Raw genomic sequence first — 24905 nt, 5'->3', positions numbered from 1 at the left:
AATGGAAAAACATAGAAGATATATTGAAGTAAATTAGAAAAGAGGTGTTTTTGTGAAGAAAGTATGCAAAGTTTTAGGGCTTTTAATTATTTTTACTACGCTTTTTTCATTTGTATGTTATGCGGATAACCCAATTGTGCAGACATATTATACTGCGGATCCCGCATCAATGATTTATAACGACACTTGTTATCTGTACGTTACACATGATGAAGATACCACAGTAAATGATTTTTATACAATGAACGAATGGAGATGCTATTCATCAACTGATATGGTAAATTGGACAGACTGTGGTTCTCCGCTGTCTTACAAAACATTTAGTTGGGCAAAAGGAGATGCATGGGCGGCACAGTGTATACCTAGAAACGGAAAATTTTACATGTATGTTACACTGACAAACCAATATGGCGCAAGAACAGTAGGTGTTGCAGTGTCAGACAGCCCTACAGGACCTTTTAAAGATGCTCTTGGGAAGCCTTTAATTGCAAATAACGGGGCACAGGATATTGATCCTACCGTGTTTATTGACAATGACGGACAAGCCTACTTGTATTGGGGAAATGGTAATGCATACTATGTGAAATTAAATCAGGATATGATTTCCTATTCAGGAAGCATAACTCAAGTAAACCCAAAGCCGTCAGGCTATATAGAGGGTCCATGGCTTTATAAACGTAATAATTTATATTATCTGGTATATGCAGGTATGGGCTCAAATGGTGAAAATATACAGTATGCTACAAGTAGCAGTCCTACCGGACCATGGACATCTAAAGGTGAAATCATGCCTTCGAAGAACAGCTTTACAATTCATCCAGCAATAACCGACTTTAAGGGAAAATCATACTTTTTCTATCATACAGGGGATTTACCGGGAGGAGGAAGCTACAAACGTTCAGTGTGTGTAGAAGAATTTAATTATAACTCTGACGGTACCATACCAAAGATATCAGCTACTAAAACAGGTCCTTCGAAAATTCAATACCTGAACCCATATGTTAGGAATGAGGCTGAAACAATTTGCTGGGAGTCCGGAGTAGAAACAGAAGCTTGCAGTGAAGGCGGTTTGAATGTTGGGTTTATCGAAAACGGCGATTATATAAAGGTTAAAGGTGTAGATTTTGAATCAGGAGCATCATCATTTGTTGCTAGAGTTGCTTCAGCAACAAGCGGCGGTAATATAGAACTAAGACTAGACAGCCCTACAGGTACACTTGTGGGAACTTGTGCAGTTAGTGAAACAGGGGATTGGCAGACCTATGTTGATAAGTCCTGTACAGTAAGCGGTGCAGAGGGAGTCCATGACTTGTATCTGAAATTCACAGGCGGAAGCGGTTACCTGTTTAATATCAATTGGTGGAAATTTGAAAAAAGCGGAACAACTACAATTGTCGGGGACTTAAATGGAGATGACAGTGTAGATGCAACAGATTATGCATTGCTAAAGAAATATATACTTGGATTAATTACTGAATTCCCGGTAGATAATGGCATTGAAGCAGGAGATTTAAATAAGGACGGAGCTGTTGATGCACTGGATTGCGCCGTTTTCAAAAAAATTCTGTTGGGTATTAATTAAAAACTTAAGGTGCGAATGTGTTGATAGGGCAAATCTACTACCTGATTTGCTGCAGCTTATTAGGTAGTAGATTAGATTTATACAAACTACATAATTGAAGGGGGAGATAATATTATGAATAAAATCCGTGCGGCCAGTACACTTTTTCTTTTTGGTCTTGTGATTACTATTGTAATGACTTTGAATACAGGAGCATGGGATAACGGTCTTGCAAAAACACCACCAATGGGGTGGAACAGCTGGAATATTTTCCATGGAGATATCAATGAAACTAAAATCAAACAAATTGCAGACGCAATGGTAAGCTCTGGTATGAAGGATGCAGGTTATGTGTATCTGAATCTGGATGATAACTGGATGGCAAATCCAGCACGTGATTCCAACGGAAATCTGCGAGCTGATCCTACACGTTTTCCAAACGGTATTAAGGCTTTAGCGGACTATGTACACGCAAAGGGTCTTAAACTGGGAATATATGGATGCCGTGGAACTATGACTTGTATGAATATTCCTCAAAGCGGAAGCAAGGGTTATGAAGATAGAGACGCAAAGACATTTGCTTCTTGGGGTATTGATTATCTTAAATATGATAACTGCAATGTGCCAAACGGAAGTGACATGAAAACCGATTACCAGAAGATGCAGACAGCTCTTGCAAATTGCGGAAGACCAATTGTATTCAGCATATGTGCATGGGGATATCAGAACTGGATGCCTGCAACAGGTAATTTGTGGCGTACTACTGGGGATATTACCGATAAATGGGACAATGGAAACGATTGGTTCAAAGGTATTATAAATGCAATTGATGGTAATGCTCAATACGCAAGTTCAGCTGCTCCAGGGGCATGGAATGACCCTGATATGCTTGAAATAGGAAACGGTGGATGTACAACAGAGGAATACCGTACCCAGATGAGCATGTGGAGTATGATGGCTGCTCCACTTATTGCAGGAAATGATATAAGGAACATGTCACAAGCCACAAAGGATATTCTATTAAATAGAGAAGTAATAGCTATTGATCAGGACCCTGCCGGAGTTCAAGGAAAAAGAGTTAAAAGTGCAAACGGTCTGGAGATTTGGGTAAAGCCACTTGGTACCGATGGAACAACTAAGGCAGTTGCTTTATTGAACAGGAATTCATCAACATCTAATATTACTGTTAATTGGTCAGACATAGGTGTAACCGGAAGTGTAACTGTCAGAGATTTATGGGCTAAAGCAGACAAAGGTAGTTTTACGGGTTCATATACAGCATCAGTTCCTTCACATGGAACAGTATTGCTTAAGATTTCTACTGAACCGCCAGCTCCTATTGATGCAACCAAGCAAATAGAAGCGGAAAATTTCAGCTATCAGTCAGGAATTCAGACAGAAACCTGTTCGGAAGGCGGAGAGGATGTAGGGTACATTGAAAACGGAGACTATACCGTTTACAAAAATGTGGATTTTGGTAACGGTGTAGGAGGTTTTCAGGCCAGAGTAGCAAGTGCAACCAGCGGAGGCAACATTGAAATACGGCTTGATAGTCCTACCGGGACTTTAATTGGAACTTGTCCAGTTGAAGGAACAGGAGATTGGCAGACTTATACTGATGCAAAATGTGTTGTCAGCGGTGTAACGGGAAAACATGACTTGTATCTTGTTTATACAGGGGGAAGTGGATACCTGTTCAACCTTAACTGGTTCACATTCACAGCAGGTAGTGTCAATACCGGAAAATTGGGTGATATAAATAATGACGGCCAAATAGATGCGATAGACTTACAGTTATTGAAAAAGCATCTACTGGGATTAGGAGAAATTGAAGATACAAAGCTGGCCGATTTGGATGCCAACGGAGATATCGACGCAATAGATTTTTCGCTCTTGAAACAATTTTTATTGGGAATAAGTACTAGCTTTCCGGGCCAGGGGGCAGCATAATCAAGAGATTTCCAGTTAGGAGATTGAATATGAAAAGAAAGATTTTATCTATTCTTTTGCTAATCACTATTACTACCACAATGTTGACGGCTTCACCAATGCATGTTGCTTTAGCCGCTGATACGGACTTCGTGCTGGACGGAAATAATATCAAAACTGGTAATGTCAATGGCCTTACATTTAAAGGGTTTGGTGTTCTTAGCGGTAATAGTACAAGTGCGCTGTTGATGGACTACAAGGCAGAGCAACCTGAGAAATACGCTGAGTTGCTACAAATTTTGTTCGGTGGAAAAAATCCGATCATGACACATGTCAAAATTGAGATGGGTAACGACCGTAACAATTCCACCGGACCGGACCCTGCCACAATGCGTTGGGAAAATGAAGCTGCAAATGTCAAAAGGCACCCTGGTTTCCAACTGGCAGCTGATGCCAAAAAGGTGAACCCTGATCTTAAAGTCAGCATATTACGCTGGAATGCCCCTGGTTGGGCAAATACCAATGATAAGATTTATACATGGTATAAGAACACTATACTGGCTGCATATCGTCAATATGGTTATATGGTTGATTACGTAAACCCGGGGGTAAATGAACAAACACCGGACTTAGCATGGACTAAACAATACGCCCAGCGCATAAAAACAGATAGTACTGGCTTTAACAATGCTGAAGAAAGGACACTATACAATAGCATAAAGGTAGTGATTTCAGACGAGGTTTCCATTGGCTCTTTTGGAGATGATATGATGAGTGATGCCACTCTTCGGGATGCCGTATCAGTTGCTGCATATCACTATAATACTGATGATGACAGTTTTGGGAGTTTTAAGAAGTTAGCTGAGGCCTATGATAAAGAGGTGTGGAATAGTGAAGCACAAGCCACATTTAGTAATTCTTCCTTTAGACCAAACAACAATATGAAAGATCCATCAGTACCAGGAACAGGCATAGGAGGTATAAACAGCCCGCTAGAAATGGGAAACACTGTTATCAAGGGGTTTGTGAATTCCAGAAGAACACATTTTATCTATCAGCCTGCCATTGGCTCCTTCTATGAAGGGGGACAGTACTCATTTAAAGAATTGATATCTGCACGAGATCCCTGGTCAGGGTGGATTCATTACGATGCTGGACTTATCATATTACGGCATTTCAGTTGGTTTTCAAAGGCTGGCTGGGAAAATGAGAGTAATACCGCAGGGATTTGGAGGGCTGTACCACAGGCTAGTTTTACAGGTGCCACGGGTACTAATCCGATTAACGGACGTAATGGCACTCCTAGTTATATGACCCTAGCTTCACCGGACAAGAAGAATTTCTCAACCGTTTTTATTAACGATAGTGAATACTCCAGAACTTACACATTTAAGACAATAAATATGGCCTATTCGGGAAGCCCTTCTCTAGAAGTATGGGAAACTCGCGCAGCCGACAAGGGAACAGCATTTAATAATAATTACATGAAGTACTTGGGAACGGTTATAGCAAATAACAGCGGAGTTTATACAGTAAAAGTAAAACCTTATTCAATTGTTACAGTTACAACATTAAACAATAGTGGAAAAGCTGAGTTCAATAAGCCTCTTCCAGTGGAGGGAGAACGCTCAGTGCTGGATACGGACAAGACCGGTTCCATACAGGACACCAGTGATAACATATTATATGCTGATAACTTTGATTATTCCGACAAAACTGCCCCTATTATAGCTGAGGGGGGAGAAATCACAGGAATCCAAAGCTATATAGATTCCCGAGGAGGCTCAAAAGGTGCTATCCCTCGTTATACCAGCGACAGAAACGGTGCATTTGAAGTTTATCTTCCTGACGGCTCTAACAACTACGTCCTTCGTCAACAGGTAGATCAATCCATTATGAAGCTTGGAGGTACATGGAATAATGGTAATCCAATCACTGGAATTGGAGATAACCGATGGATGAACTATAAGGCAAGTGTAGATGTTTCATTTGAACATAACAGTACTGAGGGCGGAAACAATTATGCTGCAATCGGTGCAAGACAACAGGGTGGTGAAAATTCACATTACTTAAATGGTACTCCTTATGTACTAAAATTCTGGTTTGACGGCGGTTGGTCACTACTAGTCAATGGAAGTACTGTGGCAAATGGTAATGTTGTAAGCGGCTCAGGTGGAGTGAAAATCAGCGGTTTTAATACAGCTTATAATGCATGGCACAACATTGCTATTATGGTTGCAGACAACAAGGTGACTGCTTATCTGGACAATACCATCCTTTGCACCTACACAGATTCTAACCCGAGATTGTCAGGGCGTATTGATTTGGCTAGCGGATATTACAATACACGTTTTGACAATTTAAAGGTTGAAACAATTGACGGGTATGCGCCTTACTACTCAGAAGTCCTTGACAATTTGGAAATGTACGATTTGTCTTCTGTTCCTGCTACAAAGCTCGTTTACAGCGGACCTTGGGCACATGAAAACGGCAAATCCATGTACAATTACCAAAGGTCTCTTTCCTCCAGCCAGGGAGCCGGTGCTACAATTCAGTACTCATTCACTGGTACCGGGATTGACATTCTTGGGCCCAACAATGGTTCAGCAAAGTTGGAGGTGACAGTTGATGGGAGAGTTGTTAATTCTTCAGCGCCTACCATGGTTTCAGGAAATTTCTACCAAACAATTGCAATTCATGGCCTTGATTACGGTAACCACACAGTTAGTTTGAAAGTGCTAAGTGGTACTCTGGTTGTAGATGCGGTTGGAGTTGTTGCAAACATTGCTGGTGCTCCAGTGGTTCCTGATGAACAATCTGCGTATTCAAGGATTGAAGCAGAGGGTTACAGCAACCAATCCGGAATTCAGACAGAAGCCTGCTCGGAAGGCGGACTGGATGTAGGATTTATTGAAAGCGGGGACTACACTGTATATAAAAATGTGGATTTTGCCAGCGGTGCAGGAAGCTTTACTGCAAGAGTTGCTAGTGCTACCAACGGAGGTTATATTGAAATCAGGCTTGACAGTCCTAACGGAACTTTAATTGGAACTTGTCCGGTTAAAGGAACAGGGGATTGGCAGACATATATCGACGTAAAATGTGCTGTCAGCGAAGTAAAAGGAAAACACGACTTGTATTTAATGTTCACTGGGGATAGCGGGTATTTATTTAATATTAACTGGTTTACATTTACTGCACTGAGCTTAGCTAAATTGGGTGATTTGAATATGGATGACCAAATAGATGCAATGGATTTCCAGTTGATGAAAAAGTATCTACTGGGATTAGGCGAAATTGAAGATACAAGGCTGGCCGATTTGGATGCAAGTGGTGCTATTGATGTTTTAGATTTAATACTTCTAAAACAGTATCTACTAGGTATAATAAATTCTTTTCCGGGGCAGGGTTCTTAATTGCCTTAAAGGCATGAAATAAATTTAACTAAAAAATAATTCGAAAGTGAGGAAGAAAGATGAAACATTTATTTAAAAAAGGTTTTTCAATGATTTTTTGCTTGTTTTTAATATTTGCAAGCGCTTCTGTGGTTAACGCTGCAGCAAACCCGAATCCATCATGGAGTGTGGACGAAAGGGTTATTTTCCACAACCAGTGCAGCCCATATGATTACTATGCGGCTAAAGACCCTACTATCGTTTATTATAACGGTAAATACCTTGTTTATTACACTGGTGCAAATAAAAGCGGTGGCTGGCAAATGTGTTTTACATCTGCAAGCACAATTGAAGGACTAAAAACAGCTCCACGTACTTATTTAAGTAAAATAGGAGAAAGCTATTTCTGCGCTCCTGAATTGTTCTACTTTGAACCTCAGAAATTGTGGTACCTTGTATACCAGGATGGTACATATGGAGCAGCATATGCAACAACAACAACACCTGATGACCCGAATTCATGGTCCGGACCAAAATCCTTTGGCATATCAGGTAACATGGGATGGGATTATTATGTAATATGCGATGATCAGTACGCTTATATGTACAACACACCAAGTGACGGTTCAGGCAAACTGTACATGAGAAAAACCACTCTTGCAAATTTCCCAAATAAGGGCTGGAGCACACCAACTGTTGCATGTTCAAATGTTTTTGAAGGAGCAGCAGTTTACAAAAGTCTTGCCGACAATCAATACTATCTGCTTGTTGAAGCCATGATAGACGGTAGAAGTTACGAGTTGTTTACATCATCAAGTGCAGGAGGTCCATGGACTCTTGTCAACAATAAATGGGCAACAAGAAGCAATCTTACAAAATACAATGCTGATAAATGGACAACTAACGTATCACACGGTGAACTTATACGTGCAGGATATAATCAGAAGCTTGAAATAAACGATATAAACAAGGTTGATTTCCTTATTCAAGGAACTACTAATATGTCAGGTGAATACCAGCAGATTATATGGGATCTTGGTTTAATCAGAAACTACGATGGAAAACCTGATACCCCAGTTACTCCAAGATCAGCTTTTGAAAGAATAGAGGCAGAAAGCTGGAATACTCAGTCTGGAATCCAGAATGTTACATGTGATGAAGGAACCGAGGCTGTAGGTTATACCGAAAATGGAGATTATTGTGTATACAAGAGCATAGATTTCGGAAGCGGTGCCACCGAATTCCAGGCAAGGGCATCAAGTGCCACTAGCGGAGGTAAAATTGAAATAAGACTTGACAGTGCAAACGGAACCTTGATTGGAACTTGTGAAGTTAACGGAACAGGCGGATGGCAGGTTTTCCAAGATGCAAAATGTACTGTTAGCGGTGTAAGTGGGGAACATGACGTATACCTGAAATATGTTGGAGGCAGCGGATACTTAATCAACCTCAATTGGTTTAAATTTAATAATACACCTGTTAGTACAGGCAAATTGGGAGATATAAATTCTGACGGACAAATAGATGCAATTGACTTACTTGAGTTGAAAAAGTATATTCTTGGCTCTGGAACAATAGAAAATACAAAGCTTGCGGATTTAGATGCTAACGGTGAAATTAACGCAATTGATTTTGCACTTATGAAGCAGTATTTGCTGGGTATTATAATTGAATTCCCAGGAGATGATTCTACTGAACCTGCAACTCCTAAATTCCATTGTTTCTTATTGCTTGGACAGTCCAATATGGCTGGATATGCTGCAGCACAGGCTTCTGATAAGGTAGAAGATCCTAGAGTACTTGTACTTGGTTATGATAACAACGCAGCACTGGGCAGGGTAACAGACCAATGGGATGTGGCATGTCCCCCTCTTCATGCATCATGGCTTGATGCCGTTGGACCTGGAGACTGGTTCGGAAAGACAATGATACAAAAGGTTCCCTCCGGTGATACTATCGGTCTTATACCATGTGCTATAAGCGGTGAAAAGATTGAGACTTTTATGAAATCAGGAGGAACAAAATATAATTGGATTATAAATCGTGCAAAACTTGCTCAGCAAAAAGGTGGAGTAATTGAAGGAATTATTTTCCATCAAGGTGAATCAAATAGTGGTGATAGCAGCTGGCCGGGAAAAGTAAAAACACTGGTTAATGACCTAAGAACAGATTTGAATCTAGGAAATGTTCCATTCATTGCAGGTGAACTGCTTTACAGTGGTCCATGTGCAGGACACAATACACTGGTAAATCAACTTCCTTCCTTGATTTCAAATTGCTATGTAGTTTCAGCTGACGGGTTAGTTGTAGATCCTTCTGATACACAATATCGTCTTCACTTCGGACATGATTCAACAGTTACTTTGGGTAAGCGCTATGCAGAAAAAATGATTCAGGCGCTGAAATGGTAAAGAGCATGGAACCTTTGTTAATAGAGACAAGTTCAAACAGTGAAAATTACATTTAATAACAACTCCTGAATTTATTCTTAAAAATATAAAGCATGGGCTGGAATACATTAATAACCAGCCTGTGTTTTGTATTCTGAGTTATTTTATATGGAGAAAGAAGGCTATAAGGTGTTGTGGAAATGAAAATCATATCGCTATAAAGGAGGGACTTCATGAAGATTAATATGAAAATTATCAGGAGATTCGGTGCTGCTATCTTGGCAGGGGTGTTAATTACAAGTGGAAATTTGCAGTTTTGTGGATATAAATCACTGGCTGCTTCTCAAGACACCGTTGAAACAGAAGAGACTTCTCTTCAGGATAACGACTTAAAATTATTTTACAACACCATGGCGGGAAGTAACTTTTCAGGCAACCCGTACGATAATAATGAATCATTTTACAAGGCATTACCCCTTGGAAACGGGCGTATTGGTGCAATGGTTTACGGGAACTATCCTGATGAGCGAATTGATTTGAACGAGGCTACTTTTTGGAGCAGCGGTCCTGGCAACAATAATAGAGCCGGAGCAGCAAATTCATTAAAAACTGCCCAGGACCAATTGTTTGCTGGCCAATATAAAAATGGTAGTACCACTATTGCTAATAGCATGATAGGTGGCGGGGAAGCAAAGTATCAATCAATCGGGAATTTAAAACTTTCATTTGGACACAATTCTGTTTCTAATTACTCAAGACAGCTAGACATGAATACAGGGGTTGTTTCAAGTGATTATACATATAATGGGAAAAATTATCACAGAGAGTCATTTGTAAGCTATCCTGACCAGGTAATGGTAACAAAAATATCTTGTAGTTCGCCGGGCTCAATATCTCTCACTGCTGAATATGAATCTTCACTTACCGGCCAGTATACCGTTTCTACCTCAGGTAATGACACCTTAGTAATGAATGGGCACGGGGATTCTGACAATGGTATTCCATATGCGGTTTGGTTTTCAACACGTTCCAAAATTATTAATACAAATGGTTCAGTCTCTGCTAATAACAACCAAATATCAGTTACAAATGCAGATTCAGTAGTTATTCTTACCTCTATCCGTACAAATTTTGTTGATTACAAAACTTGTAACGGAGATGAGAAAGGAAAAGCCACTACGGATATTACAAAGGCTTCGGCAAAATCATATGATACCTTATATAACAGTCATGTTGCAGACTATCAGAACTTGTTCAAACGGGTGGACGTTGATTTAGGCGGCAGTGACAGCGAAAACAGTAAACCTATGGGACAACGTATATCTGAATTTAGCAGCACAAATGACCCGAAACTGGTAAAGGTACTTTTCCAATATGGAAGATATTTAATGATATGTGCCTCCCGGGATTCACAGCCAATGAATCTTCAGGGAATATGGAATAAATTCCGTAATCCTGCATGGGGATGTAAGATGACCACTAATATAAACTATGAAATGAATTACTGGCCTGCCTTTACTACAAATCTAGCGGAGTGTTTTGAGCCATTCGTTGAAAAGGCTAAAGAACTTCAGGCTCCCGGCAATGAAACTGCCCGTGTTCATTACAACATATCAAACGGATGGGTATTACACCACAACACCGATTTATGGAACAGAACAGCTCCTATTGATGGTGAATGGGGGTTCTGGCCAACAGGTGCTGGTTGGATTTCTAACATGCTGTATGATGCATACAACTTTAATCAGGATACTGAATATTTAAATGAAATATATCCAGTAATAAGGGGTGCAGCAGATTTTTTGCAAACACTAATGCAGTCCAAAAGTATTAACGGACAAAATTATCAGGTTATCTGTCCGAGTACTTCACCTGAAGTTACACTCCCGGGAAACAGTGGAGGACAAGGTGCATACAACAGCTATGGAGTAACAATGGACAATGGAATCAGCCGGGAACTTTTCAAGGATGTAATTCAGGCATCGAAGATACTTAATGTCGATTCTACATTTCGTTCCACCCTCCAATCAAAGTTTTCACAGATTAAACCTAATACGATTGGAAGTTGGGGACAATTGCAAGAATGGGCTTATGACTGGGATAGCCAGACAGAAAAAAACCGCCATATTTCCTTTGCCTACGACTTATTCCCGGGATTTGAAATAAGCAAACGGAAAACACCTTCTATTGCCAATGCAGTAATTAAATCCTTAAATGCTCGTGGAGATGAAGGGACAGGCTGGTCTGAAGCGTGGAAGTTAAATTGCTGGGCAAGGCTGGAGGACGGAGCCCATGCATACAATCTTGTTAAACTGCTTATTTCACCTGTTAATAAAAACGGGCGACTCTATGATAACTTGTGGGATGCACATCCTCCTTTCCAGATAGACGGAAACTTCGGATTTACTTCAGGAATAGCAGAAATGCTTTTACAAAGTCATAATAATGAAATTCAACTTTTGCCGGCTTTGCCAAGCCAGTGGTCAACGGGACATGCCAATGGCCTTTGTGCCCGTGGAAATTTCACTGTTACAAATATGAATTGGGAAAATGGTGTTTTAAAGAGTGCTACTATTAAATCAAATTCAGGGAATGTATGTAACGTACGTTACGGTAACAAAACCATAAGTTTCCCCACCAAGAAAGGATACTCTTATCAGTTGAATGAATCATTACAATTGGTAGAACCCAATACAGTCCTGACAAATGTAGCTTTGAATAAGACTACCACTGCTTCAGGTGCAAATCCCAGTGAAGAGGGCGGAAAAGCTGTAGATGGTTCAGCTACTTCCAAATGGTGTCATGATAAGGGTATGAGCGGTGAATGGCTGCAAGTTGATCTTGGCGCAAAGTATGACATCAGCCGTTGGGTTGTGAAACATGCCGGCGTCGCTGAAGCAATTAGATATAATACCAGGGATTTTACTCTTCAGAAAAGTGATGACGGGTTTACTTGGTCTGATGTTGATGCTGTTTATGGGAATCAAGAAAATATAACAGATAGAAATGTTCCGACTTTTAGTACAAGATATGTCCGCCTATATATTAATACAGCCACTCAGGATAACTCCGGCGGTGCCAGAATTTATGAACTTGAACTCTGGGGCAAGCCAAGTATTGATATTCCTAAATCTGCATTTTCACAAATAGAAGCAGAAGAGTTCAGCGGCCAATACGGAGTACAAACTGAAACTTGCAGTGAAGGTGGACTGGATGTTGGATTTATTGAAAATGAAGACTTTACTGTTTATAGCAATATTGATTTCGGAGAAGGTGCCCAAAGCTTTCAGGCACGAGTAGCAAGCGCTACTAGCGGGGGAAATATTGAAATCAGACTTGACAGTATTGACGGTCCCCTGGTAGGAACTTGTCCCGTTCAAGGAACAGGTGATTGGCAGACCTGGTCTGATGTAACTTGCAATGTCAGCGGAGCAAGTGGCAAACATGATTTATACCTGAAATTTATCGGGGGCAGCGGATATCTGTTTAACATTAACTGGTTCAAATTCAGCAATGCGCCTATTGTAACTGGGAAACCCGGAGACATAAATAACGACGGACAAATAGATGCAATAGATTTACTATTACTTAAAAAATATCTATTGGGATTAGATACAACAGAAAATATGGAATTGGCTGATTTGGATGGAAATGGAGAGGTTAATGCAATTGATTATTCACTGCTGAAGAAATACCTCTTAGAACAATAACAAAAAAATTAAATAAGGAGATTAGGAATGATGAAAAAGTTTATAAGCGTTTTATTAACAGCCTTATTTCTTATAAATTTCATGAATATTATTACAATTAAAACATCAGCAGCCACACTTCCAACATTGCCACCAACGGGATTTGATACTATACAAAATAATATTCCCCATGGGCAGGTAAGTTATTTTAATTATCAATCTTCAGCTACAAATAGCCAGAGAAGAGCAAGAATTTATCTGCCTCCAGGATATTCAAAAACTAATAAGTACAGTGTTCTTTATTTGTTACACGGATACGGTGGAAATGAAGACGATTGGTACAACAGCGGTTCAGCCAATGTTATCCTTGATAACCTCATTGCAGCTGGTAGCATCAAGCCATTTATTGTAGTAATGCCAAATGCCAATGCAACAGGTGTAGGAATATCTGATGGTTATGCAAATTTCAAAAACGATTTACTCAAAAGCCTTATTCCATATGTTGAGTCAAACTATTCGGTTTATACAGACCGTCTTCACAGAGCACTTGCCGGTCTTTCTCTGGGTGGTGCACAATCTATGAATTTTGGTCTGACAAATCTGGATCAGTTTGCATATATAGGTGGTTTTTCGGCAGGAGGGCCTGCTTCTATAACAAATGTTAATATGTTTCCGGACCCTACAGCAACAAAACAGTTAACGAAGCTTCTGTTTCTCTGTATAGGCACTAATGATAATACATCTTTCAGCGAATCAATTGTTAATAACTGCAAGAAATACAGTATACCTTATACATATTTTCTTATTCAGGGAAGAGGCCACGATTGGAGCGTATGGAAACCAAGTTTATGGAATTTTTCACAAATGGCATCTGCTGTAGGATTTACAGATTATGGTCCTATAAATCCACCGGAGCCTACTTCTGCTTATTCAAAAATAGAAGCAGAAAGCTTTAGTAGCCAGTCTGGTATTCAGACAGAAGACTGTAGTGAAGGCGGACTGAATGTTGGATTTATTGAAAATGAAGACTTTGCTGTTTATAGCAATATTGATTTCGGAGAAGGTGCCCAAAGCTTTCAGGCAAGGGTAGCAAGCGCTACCAGCGGAGGAAACATTGAAATCAGACTTGACAGTATTGACGGTCCCCTGGTAGGAACTTGTCCCGTTCCGGGAACAGGTGATTGGCAGACCTGGTCTGATGTAACCTGTAATGTCAGCGGAGCAAGCGGCAAACACGATTTATACCTGAAATTTATCGGAGGCAGCGGATATCTATTTAACATTAACTGGTTTAAATTTGGCAATGTACCTACCGTAACTGGGACACCTGGAGATATAAATAACGACGGACAAATAGATGCGATAGACTTACTATTACTAAAAAAATATCTATTGGGATTAGAAGCAATAGAAAATACTGAATTAGCTGATTTGGATTCAAATGGAGAGGTTAATGCTATTGATTTTTCAATGTTGAAGAAATATCTTCTTGGGACAATCTAGAAAATTTTTTAGGAGGAGAATAGTATGGTAACAAACATGAAAAAAATACTAAGTGTACTTTTGATTTGTTTAATTGTTTTTTCACTGGTAATAACAGTACCGGTAACAGAGGTTTCAGCCGCAAGTGATGTAACTGTTAATCTGTCAGCAGAGAGGCAGGAAATGCGCGGTTTTGGCGGAATGGTTCACACCGGTTGGCAGTCTGATTTAACTGCAGCTCAAAGAGAAACAGCCTTTGGTAACGGAAATGGACAGCTTGGATTTACTATTTTAAGGCTCCACGTTGACGAAAACAGCAGTAACTGGTCCAAGGGATTAGCAACTGCTAAAAGTGCCATAGCACATGGTGGAATAGTTTTTGCTTCTCCTTGGAACCCTCCTGCATCTATGCAGGAAAAATTCACACGTAATGGAGTTGCTAATCAGACTCGTTTGAGATATGACCAGTATGGTGCATATGCACAGCATCTGAACAATTATGCAAAATACATGAAGGATAACGGAGCTCCACTTTACGCAATATCTGTTCAAAATGAGCCTGATTATGCTGAGACATGGACATGGTGGACACCACAGGAAATGCTCAACTTTATGAAAAATTACGCTGGCTCAATTACCGAGGCAAAAGTAATAGCTCCTGAATCTTTCCAATACTTAAAGAATATGTCAGACCCTATATTGAACGATCCAACAGCACTTGCAAATATGGATATTCTGGGTGCCCATTTCTATGGTACCAGCGTTAGTAATATGTCTTATCCTCTTTTTCAACAGAAAGGAGCGGGAAAAGAGCTGTGGATGACAGAAGTATATGTTCCAAATAGTAATGCTGACTCAGCAGATCGTTTCCCAGAAGCATTAGAGGTTGCATATAACATGCATAATGGTATAGTTGAAGGTAATTTTCAGGCATATGTATGGTGGTACATACGTAGGTCATATGGTCCTATGAAAGAAGACGGAACCATGAGTAAACGTGGTGCCATGATGGCTCAGTACTCCAAATTTGTTCGTCCAGGATACAAAAGAGTTGATGCAACTAAGAATCCAAATACAAATGTATATATATCAGCATATAAAGGCGATGGCAAGGCTGTAATTGTTGCCATTAACAAAGGTACTTCCGCAGTAAGTCAGAAGTTTAATCTGCAGGGTGCAACATCAGTATCTAAAATATCTTCATGGATAACTGATGGCAGCAGAAATGTTGCAGCGTCAACCTCATACACTGGGACATCCTTTACAGCTCAGCTTCCAGCTCAAAGTGTTATAACCTTTGTAGCAGATCTTGGAACCATAACTCCTGTAGAAAAAGATGCTTTTTCACAAATAGAAGGAGAAGGCTATGATGACCAGTCAGGTACCCAGAATGGAAGCTGTAATGAAGGAGGCGAATGTCTCGGATATATAGAAAACGGTGATTATGCAGTTTACAAGAATGTTAATTTCGGAGAAGGTGCCCAAAGCTTTAAAGCAAGAGTATCAAGTGCTACCAACGGAGGAAACATAGAAATCAGACTTGACAGCCCTACCGGTACTTTAGTAGGTACCTGTCCGGTTCCAGGCACAGGAGGTTGGCAGAATTGGGTAGATGTAAGTTGCAATGTCAGCGGAGTAAGTGGTAAACATGATTTATATCTTACTTTTACAGGAGACAGCGGATATCTGTTCAATATTAACTGGTTCAAATTCATTAATGCACCTGTTGTAACAGGAAAAACGGGTGACATAAATAATGACGGTCAAATAGATGCAATAGATTTATTATTATTAAAAAAATACATTTTAGGGTTAGAAACAATAGAAAATACTAAATTGGCTGATTTGGACGCAAATGGTGATATAAATGCTATTGATTTCTCACTGCTCAAGCAATATTTACTGGGATTAATAACTGTTTTACCTACACAGGGAGCAGCATAATAGTACATTTGCCAGGATAGTTATAGTGATATTCCAGTCAGTTAAATTAGCTTAACAAAGGAGCATTGACTGACTGGAATTCATTAATATAGTAAATTTAAACAGGTGGTGGTAGAGTGTGAAAAAATATGTTATTCCTGCGGCGCTTGCTATAGTTGTTCTCATAGTAATTTTAACAGCCTCCTGCTCGGACCGCCGTAAAAATTTAGAGCTTTTGTCCGGGGATGTAATTCCCTCAAAGGCAAAACTAATCCGTGTTTCCGGTGAATCACATAATATAAGCGATGTAAAAAGCAAATATAAAGTTATATTCTACCTTGACAGTACAAATGAAGATTGTATGAAGAGGCTTGACTGCATTTCAAAAACAATTAATCTTCTCAGTTGCAAAGATGTTAGTTATTTAATAGTTTGGGAAGACAAAATACCTGTAGAAGAGATAAAAAAAGCAGGAATTGATGAAGACTATAATTATTCCCTAAAAAGCAAGGTCATACTGAGTGAATCAAAGCCGAATGCTTTTCTTGTGGATGAAAACAGCAAAATTGCAATGGTAACGGGCTACAGCTACATATCCTTAATAAATGAAATAATTAATTTAAACGGAAAAACAGATTTAAGTGCAAAAGCAGGAAAAATGATTGTAAATAATGTATCCAAGTCAGGAGACTTTTCAGGTAACAGCAACGAAAAGACACTTCTAATGTTTATGTCATCAGGATGTAAATCATGTAGAGTCAGTGAAGATATCATAAGTAAAAATATGGATTCCATGAGTAAAAAAATAAATTTAATAACTGTACGTTCGGATTTTGATACAAGACAATCTTATGATAAGAATTTTGAGATTGACCCTCAACAGATATATTTCAATATATTTTGTCAGGAACAGGACATTCAGGCTTCAGACCGAAAATACCCAATGTTTTTAATAATTAACAAAGAATATTCTGTTGAAAAGTTTTTTACAGATGCCAATGAGGTAGTTAAGTACATATTGGGGTTATAAATCCGCAAATGAGGAGTATACAATGAAAAAGTTTCCGATTTTCCTTATAGCTTTGTTATTGATGTTACATGGAAGTGTTTTCAGCTCTTGGGCAGAAGATGAAACTAAAGTCAAGTTAGTATACTTTTATAGCCCTACATGTGCATCTTGCAGGAGTATGTCTGACTTCCTTGAAAATTTTAGTGAAAAGCATAATACTATAGACTTAAGAAAGTATGATATATCTGATTTGAGATACAAAAGTCTGCTGGACAAGTATGATGAAGCATATAATGTTTTACCAGAGGATGAGGGAATTGTTCCCGTTGTATTTATCAGGGACAAATATTATACAGATGAAGAGCTTATTAAAACTAATCTTGAAAAGGTGTTAAATACTCCAGGAGTCAAAACAATTGAGATTAATGATTTGCAAGAAACCCATGAAAAAGATATCAGGAGGTTTAAAGGCTTTACCACTCCAAGCGTATTACTGGCAGGTATTATTAATGGCTTAAATCCATGTTCATTGTCTATGCTGCTATTTTTTCTATCCCTTTTAACTGTGAAAAAAGAGAAAGTACTTAAAATTGGATTATCTTTTATTTCAGGTAAATTTCTTGCGTATGTGCTGCTGGGAACCATTTTATTCCGGTTTTTATCAATCTTTGATTTCAGTTTGTTTAATACAGTGTTTAAGATAATTTTCACAGTTGTGCTGTTAATTTTGATTGTTATGAGTATACAGGATTATTTTGCAGCCAAAGCCGAAAGATATGACAAAATACGTCTGCAGCTGCCTGAAGTACTTAGAAGGTTTAACCATGGGGTAATAAAAAAAGTATCGGGCTTTGCAAACCTGAAAATTATATTGTTATTAGGTTTCCTGATGGGAATAGTTATATCTTTAGGGGAGTTTCTGTGTACAGGGCAAATCTATCTTGCTACTATTATTACAATTTTTCAGACAAATTCCCAGTTAAGCCTTCAAGCATTGATTTCTCTTGTTCTGTATAATTCGGGGGTCATTCTACCGCTTATTATATTGTTATTTCTGGTATACAAGGGAAAAGAAATTTTTGAGGTTTCAGAGGCAATAAGGGAACGGCTTCATATTATAAAGTTAATAAATGCACTAATTTTAGCTTTATTCGTTATAATAATTCTTTTGCTTTTTTAGCTAAATTGGAGGTGTAGGACCATGCAACCAAAAAGAATAATTTTTATTGATAAAAAGGGCTGTACAAATAATGAATATAAATTGAATTCGTTGCCTTTCAAAGAAGAAATAATCATTAAAAAGAGTATCGAATTATTTAATGACCGTGAGCCATGTATTATTCACAGAACATATGTAATGAAAAAGCTCATGCTGGAGATAAACGAATATTTCAACGAAGTGCTTCCTGACGGCAAGGGCCAAATTGAATTGGAGGAGATACCCAAAAATATTAGAGCACTTTTAAATATAAATAATGATGTGGTAAAAGTTCAACTGGATTCTTAAGGAGGTATTAGAAAATGCAAAAAAGTATAAGAATCAAAATTCCAAAGGCATTGTACATAACAATTCTGGTTTCGCTTTTTTCTTTCGCTTTATTGTTTCCCAAACACGCATTTGCTTCAACCCCGGATTGGAAGAGCGTATTTAAAAATTCAGACTCATGGTTTGGCAGTTCCCAAGGAATTGCACTGGCAGACAGTATAGTTCAGTACCAGCTTCCAGATGGAGGTTGGAGAAAGGATATGACAACAAGTACCAGCGGGTCATGGGGCAAATCTACAATAGATAATGATACAACCACTTCTCAGATAAAAGTTTTAGCAAAAACTTATAATCAGACTAAAAACACAAAATATCTGACTGCTTGCCAAAAGGGTATAGACCTTTTATTGAACGGACAATATTCAAACGGTGGATGGCCTCAGGTATTCAACGATGCAGGAACTTATCATGCACACATTACCTATAATGATAATGCTATGATTCATGTTATGAATTTATTAACCGATGTATCAAAAAAGGCAGGGGATTATACTTTTATAGATTCTACCAGAGCCTCAAGAGCAAGTAGTGCTGTTCAAAAAGGTATCCAATGTATTTTAAATACACAAATAATAGTAAACGGTGTAAAAACCGCATGGTGCCAGCAGCACGACGAAGTGACTCTGAAGCCTGCCAGTGGAAGAGCTTATGAATTGCCATCCATTTGCACCAGTGAGAGTGTAGGTATAGTGAATTACTTAAAAGGAATTAGCAACCCCAGTTCAGAGATAACAAACGCAATTAATTCAGCAATTAACTGGTTTGCACAAGTTAAAATACTGGGAATTAAGGTAGTTGACACGGGAGATGACAAAATAGTTGTCAGTGATCCTCAAGCACCACCTATATGGGCACGTTTTTATGAAATGGGTACTAATAGAGCAATATTTGTTGATCGTGACGGTTCCCTACATTATAAATTGTCAGAAATAAGTCAGGAAAGAAGATACGGATATGCTTGGTATGGCGATTGGCCCAAAAACCTTGTTAAAGAAGTTGTTATCCCAACACCTATTCCCGATGGTCAAAATATCAAAACTCTGGTTGTAAATGATGGGGATAATGCTGTGGATTGGTCTATTCAATCTAATTTACAGGTGGGAGATTCAATATACGGAGACAGAACATTCAAATTTGTTCAAATTCCACAAAGCCTTATAGGTTCTGAGTGGATAAGAACAGCATGTGATTCAAAACTATATGCCTCAGATGAAGCCTCCTTTACTGCTAAATCAGATATAACAGTTTATGTAGCCTTGGATACAAGGGTTACCAACATACCAGCTTGGCTTGGAAACTGGACTAAAACCGGCGAATCCTTAAACTCAGATAATGCCCTGACGTACAATATTTACAAAAAGGATTTTACTGCTGGCTCTAGTGTGATACTTGGGACTAACGGGGCGTCCTCCAGTGTAGTTAATTACACAGTGATTGTAAAACCTAAATCCACAATTATAAATGGGGACGTAAACAGAGATGGAGCAGTAGATGCTTTGGATTTTGCACTTGTAAAGAAATACTTACTTAATGGAGTAACTGACGGAATGGATTTACAGGCAGCAGATATGAATAATGATAATTCTATAAATGCAATTGATCTGGCACTTATTAAAGGCTATATATTAGGAATTAGTAAATAGTATGGGATTGGAGGAAGTCATATGGGAAGAAAAATGTTTTCTAAGTTAGCTTTAATTTTTATCTTTGTGCTCCAAACGATGGTTGGCTCACTTTTAACGTATAAAGTAGAAGCGGTGTCCTATGATATTGTTGTAGCAAAGGATGGAAGCGGTAATTATACTACCGTACAGGCAGCAATTAACAGTGTACCGTCTAATAAAGCAACCAGAACAACCATATACATTAAAAACGGCACATATAAAGAAAAAATAAATATTTCTTCATCTAAAATTAATATTTCTTTGATTGGACAAAGTAAAGCAGGCACGATTCTAACCTACAATGATGCAGCAAGCACCCCAAATTCATCAGGGGGAACATTGGGTACCACGGGAAGTGCCAGTGTTACCATTGCAGGCGACGGGTTCCAGGCTGAGAACATAACTTTTGAAAATTCATATGATGAGGTTGCTAACGGCAGAAGTCAGGCAGTGGCTGTCCTTGCTAAAGCAGACAAGATGATATTCAAAAACTGTTCATTCAAAGGTAATCAGGACACTTTGTATGCAAACGGAGATTCGCGCAGGCAGTATTATTACAATTGTTATATTGAGGGAGATGTAGATTTTATATTTGGCTCAGCAAATGCAGTATTTGACAGCTGTGAAATTTTTTCAATCAGCAGAAGCGGAGGATGCATTACGGCTCCTAGTACCAAGGCAAATCAAAAGGGATATCTTATATACAAGTGTAAGCTGACAAGCAATTCAAGTCCTAAATCTTTTTATCTGGGAAGACCTTGGATTCCCAGTTCTGACACTGTTCAGACCACCCCTAAGGTATTATTCCGGGAATGCGAATTAGGCTCACATATTGCTGATGCTGGATGGACAGTCATGTCAGGAAACAATCCTGCAAACTATGAAATGTGGGAGTATCAGAATACAGGTGCAGGTGCAAATGTATCCAGAAAGCAGCTACCTTCCTCAAGGGCAGCGGAGTATACAGTGGAGAAATTCCTTTCAGGCTCAGATGGTTGGAATCCTAATGTCAACGAAAATATTCCTGTACCTATTCCCGATGGACAATACATAAAGTCGCTGGTTGTAAACGATGTTATAAATGCTGCAGATTGGTCTGTACAGTCAAATTTGCAGGTAGGAGACATAATATACGGTGACAGGGCATATAAATTTACACAAATTCCACAGAAGCTTACTGGTTCCGAATGGATAAGGACGGCCTGTGACTCCAAAACATATTCGGCGGATGAAGCTTCCTTTATAGCAAAATCAGATATAACGGTTTATATTGGCTTGGATACCAGAGTGACAAGTTCTCTTAATTGGCTAAACAGTTGGACTCCAACGGGGGAGACCTTGGTGAGCGATAATAATGGGGTTGCTTACAATCTATACAAAAAGGATTTTGCAGCAAACTCCCTTGTTACACTGGGATTTAACGGAGCATCCTCAAGTACTGTAAACTATGTTGTTATTGTAAAGTCAAAGACAGCTGAAGTTCTTCCAGGTGATTTAAATGAGGATGGAACAGTAAGTGCCTTGGATTTTGCATTACTGAGGAAGTACATATTGACTGGGATATCTGACGGTATAAATATAACAGCAGCAGATATGAATAATGACGGAAATGTAAATGCTTTGGATTATGCGCTGCTAAAAAGCTATTTATTAAGTGGTAATTAAAATAAATAAGGAGGGGTTAAATGTGTTAAGAAAGGTGTTTTTGGGCTTCTTAATTAGTGTAATGCTACTAACTTGTTGTAGTTTTCAACAAACAGTATCTGCTGCAACAGCACGCCAAATGGAAAATTTGGATAGAGGTGTGGTCGCGGTTAAAGTTAACGATGGTGTTTTTATAAGTTGGCGTATATTAGGAACTGAATCATCTGATGTAACCTATAATCTTTACAGAGATTCGGTAAAGGTGGCTAACATATCAGGGGCAAGCAACTATATTGACAAGTCAGGGACTGCAAATTCTAAGTACTCTGTAAGTGCTGTAATAAATGGCAACGAACAGGCAATTTCACCATCAGTAAGTGTATGGGGCCGTAACTACCTGCAGATTCCTCTCCAGATTCCCAATGGAGGAACTACACCTGACGGAGTGGCCTATACATATAGTGCAAACGATTGCAGCGTTGGGGATTTGGATGGCGACGGTCAATATGAAATTGTTTTAAAATGGGATCCGTCAAATGCAAAGGATAACTCTCAAAGTGGATATACAGGAAATGTATACATTGATGCATATAAACTGAACGGTAAACGTCTATGGAGAATTGATTTGGGAAAAAATATCCGTGCAGGTGCCCATTATACACAATTCATGGTATACGATCTCAATGGAGACGGCAAAGCTGAAATGGCATGTAAAACATCAGACGGTACCAAAGACGGTGTCGGGAATGTAATCGGAAATGCCGGTGCAGACTATCGTAATTCATCGGGGTACGTACTTACAGGTCCTGAGTACTTGACCATATTTGATGGAAATACTGGTAAGGCTCTATACACAGAAAACTATGAACCAGCCAGAGGTACTGTTTCCAGTTGGGGAGATTCATATGGTAATCGAGTTGACCGTTTTCTGGCGTGTATTGCGTACTTGGATGGGGTGCACCCAAGTCTTGTTATGTGCCGAGGATATTATACACGGACAGTGTTAGTTGCTTACGACTGGAATGGCACAAAATTAACCAAACGTTGGACATTTGACAGTAATAGCAGTGGCAATTCCGGTTATGCCGGACAAGGCAACCACAACCTTAGTGTAGCAGATGTGGATGATGATGGAAAGGACGAGATTGTCTATGGTTCATGTACCATTGATGATTCAGGAAAAGGACTTTATAATACAAATTTGAAGCATGGGGATTCAATGCATCTGGGTGACCTTAATCCAAACAGGCCAGGTCTTGAGGTATGGTCCTGTCATGAGGACTCTGCCGGAAATGGAGGGGTTGGTGCATCTTTTCGAGATGCTAAGACAGGAAGTGTGATTTTTAAGTTTCAGGCATCCAAAGATGTAGGAAGAGCATGTTCAGCAGACTTGACCGCACAATATCCAGGTGAGGAGGTATGGGCATCAGGTTCACCATTATTTAGCTGTACAGGACAAAATATCGGTTCTGCACCTGGACAGACGAATTTTGCAATATGGTGGGACGGCGATGAACTTCGTGAGCTTTTAGACGGTACAAGCATAACTAAATATGGTGGAGGACCATTGCTTTCAGCAGTAGGCTGTGAGTCCAATAACGGCACAAAATCTACTCCCTGCCTACAGGCGGATATTCTGGGCGATTGGCGGGAAGAAGCTATATGGAGAACATCTGATAGCAAATATTTAAATATCTATACTACCACAGATTTGACAAGCAGACGTATTTATACCTTAATGCACGATCCTGTATACAGACTGGGAGTAGCCTGGCAGAATGTAGCGTACAACCAGCCCCCACACACCAGTTTCTTCCTGGGAAGCGGTATGGCAACACCTCCCAAGCCTTCTATATATCTGGCAGGAGGAAATCCTATTACAATTGATGGTAAACTAATAAAGGCTTTAACAGTAAATGATAATGAAAATTCTGTTGACTGGTCAATTCAATCAAATTTACAGGTGGGCGACTTGGTATATGGTGACAGAACATATAAGTTTACACAGGTTCCACAGGAACTTACAGGTTCCGAATGGATAAGGACGGCATGTGATTCAAAAATATATGCCACCGATGAAGCATCCTTTATAGCAAAATCCGATATTTCTGTTTATGTGGGATTGGATACAAGGGCTACAAATATTCCAGCATGGTTAAGCAGTTGGACTGTAACGGGGGAGACCATAGTAAGCGATAATAATTCTGTTGCATACAATATCTATAAAAAAGATTATAAAGAGAATTCTCTTGTAACCCTTGGTACAAACGGTGCCTCAGCAAGTATAGTTAACTATGTTGTTATTGTAAAGCCTCAGACAGCCGATTTTCTTTTAGGTGATGCAAATGGTGACGGAGAGATAAATTCTCTTGACTATGCTATCCTCAAGTCATATCTGCTGGGAAAGATAAGCTTATCACAGGAAGCCATGAAGACTGTAGATTTTAATTATGATAATACAATAGATGCTATTGATTTGGCTTTGTTCAGAAAAGCGCTGTTAGGCGGACCTATAACTACTATAAATTAATAACCTAATCAAATAGGAGCTGTTGCAAAACTATTTCTTATCTTTGTCTACCTTGTACGTGAGTATAAATTATATCTTGGAAGCAAACATTGATATAATTTTATACGGAAGTACCAGTGTTAAAACAGTTAGAATTTTTGTTT

At 39.1% G+C, this 24905-nt stretch carries 13 protein-coding genes; all 13 read left to right on the top strand.

Annotated features, from left to right (window positions below; translation table 11 throughout):
* The first annotated feature begins 52 nt into the window (after positions 1-52).
* The 13 genes from K412_RS0103015 to K412_RS0102955 all read left to right on the top strand — a co-directional run bounded on the left by K412_RS0103015 (position 53) and on the right by K412_RS0102955 (position 24762).
* Entirely contained in the window at positions 53-1582 is a 1530-nt protein-coding gene (locus K412_RS0103015) for a family 43 glycosylhydrolase (protein ID WP_024831744.1), read from the top strand.
* Between the two features lie 114 nt (positions 1583-1696).
* A complete protein-coding gene (locus K412_RS0103010; RefSeq protein WP_024831743.1) occupies positions 1697-3511 on the top strand; it encodes a carbohydrate-binding protein in 1815 nt (604 codons plus the stop codon).
* Positions 3512-3540: 29 nt separating this feature from the next.
* Entirely contained in the window at positions 3541-6906 is a 3366-nt protein-coding gene (locus tag K412_RS0103005; RefSeq protein WP_024831742.1) for a carbohydrate-binding protein, read from the top strand.
* Between the two features lie 59 nt (positions 6907-6965).
* Positions 6966-9296: a non-reducing end alpha-L-arabinofuranosidase family hydrolase gene (locus K412_RS0103000; RefSeq protein ID WP_024831741.1), complete on the top strand. Its 2331-nt coding sequence runs from the start codon at positions 6966-6968 to the stop codon at positions 9294-9296.
* 212 nt (positions 9297-9508) lie between these two features.
* Positions 9509-12985, top strand: coding sequence for a glycosyl hydrolase family 95 catalytic domain-containing protein (locus K412_RS0102995; protein ID WP_024831740.1), 3477 nt, complete (start codon positions 9509-9511; stop codon positions 12983-12985).
* A gap of 30 nt (positions 12986-13015) precedes the next feature.
* Entirely contained in the window at positions 13016-14467 is a 1452-nt protein-coding gene (locus K412_RS0102990; protein ID WP_051461044.1) for a carbohydrate-binding protein, read from the top strand.
* Between the two features lie 24 nt (positions 14468-14491).
* Positions 14492-16390 carry a glucuronoarabinoxylan endo-1,4-beta-xylanase XynC gene (gene xynC / locus K412_RS0102985; RefSeq protein ID WP_024831738.1) on the top strand — a complete coding sequence of 633 codons (1899 nt, stop codon included), beginning with the start codon at positions 14492-14494 and terminating at the stop codon, positions 16388-16390.
* A 118-nt stretch (positions 16391-16508) separates the two neighbouring features.
* Positions 16509-17399, top strand: a complete 891-nt coding sequence (locus tag K412_RS0102980; RefSeq protein WP_024831737.1) for a hypothetical protein — start codon at positions 16509-16511, stop codon at positions 17397-17399.
* A gap of 22 nt (positions 17400-17421) precedes the next feature.
* Positions 17422-18558, top strand: a complete 1137-nt coding sequence (locus K412_RS0102975; protein WP_024831736.1) for an urease accessory protein UreH domain-containing protein — start codon at positions 17422-17424, stop codon at positions 18556-18558.
* A gap of 21 nt (positions 18559-18579) precedes the next feature.
* Positions 18580-18885, top strand: coding sequence for a hypothetical protein (locus tag K412_RS0102970; protein ID WP_024831735.1), 306 nt, complete (start codon positions 18580-18582; stop codon positions 18883-18885).
* Positions 18886-18899: 14 nt separating this feature from the next.
* Positions 18900-20567, top strand: coding sequence for a pectate lyase (gene pelA / locus K412_RS0102965; protein ID WP_024831734.1), 1668 nt, complete (start codon positions 18900-18902; stop codon positions 20565-20567).
* A gap of 21 nt (positions 20568-20588) precedes the next feature.
* Positions 20589-22253 (top strand): pectinesterase family protein, encoded by a 1665-nt coding sequence (locus tag K412_RS0102960; protein ID WP_024831733.1) that lies wholly within the window; start codon positions 20589-20591, stop codon positions 22251-22253.
* A gap of 22 nt (positions 22254-22275) precedes the next feature.
* On the top strand, positions 22276-24762 hold the full coding sequence (locus K412_RS0102955) for a rhamnogalacturonan lyase family protein (RefSeq protein ID WP_024831732.1): 2487 nt from the start codon (positions 22276-22278) through the stop codon (positions 24760-24762).
* The last annotated feature ends 143 nt before the right edge of the window (positions 24763-24905 follow it).

Source organism: Ruminiclostridium josui JCM 17888 (assembly GCF_000526495.1).
Lineage (GTDB): Bacteria > Bacillota > Clostridia > Acetivibrionales > DSM-1351 > Ruminiclostridium > Ruminiclostridium josui.
Note: the sequence above shows the minus strand (reverse complement) of the source record. Positions and strands in the feature narration are given on the sequence as shown.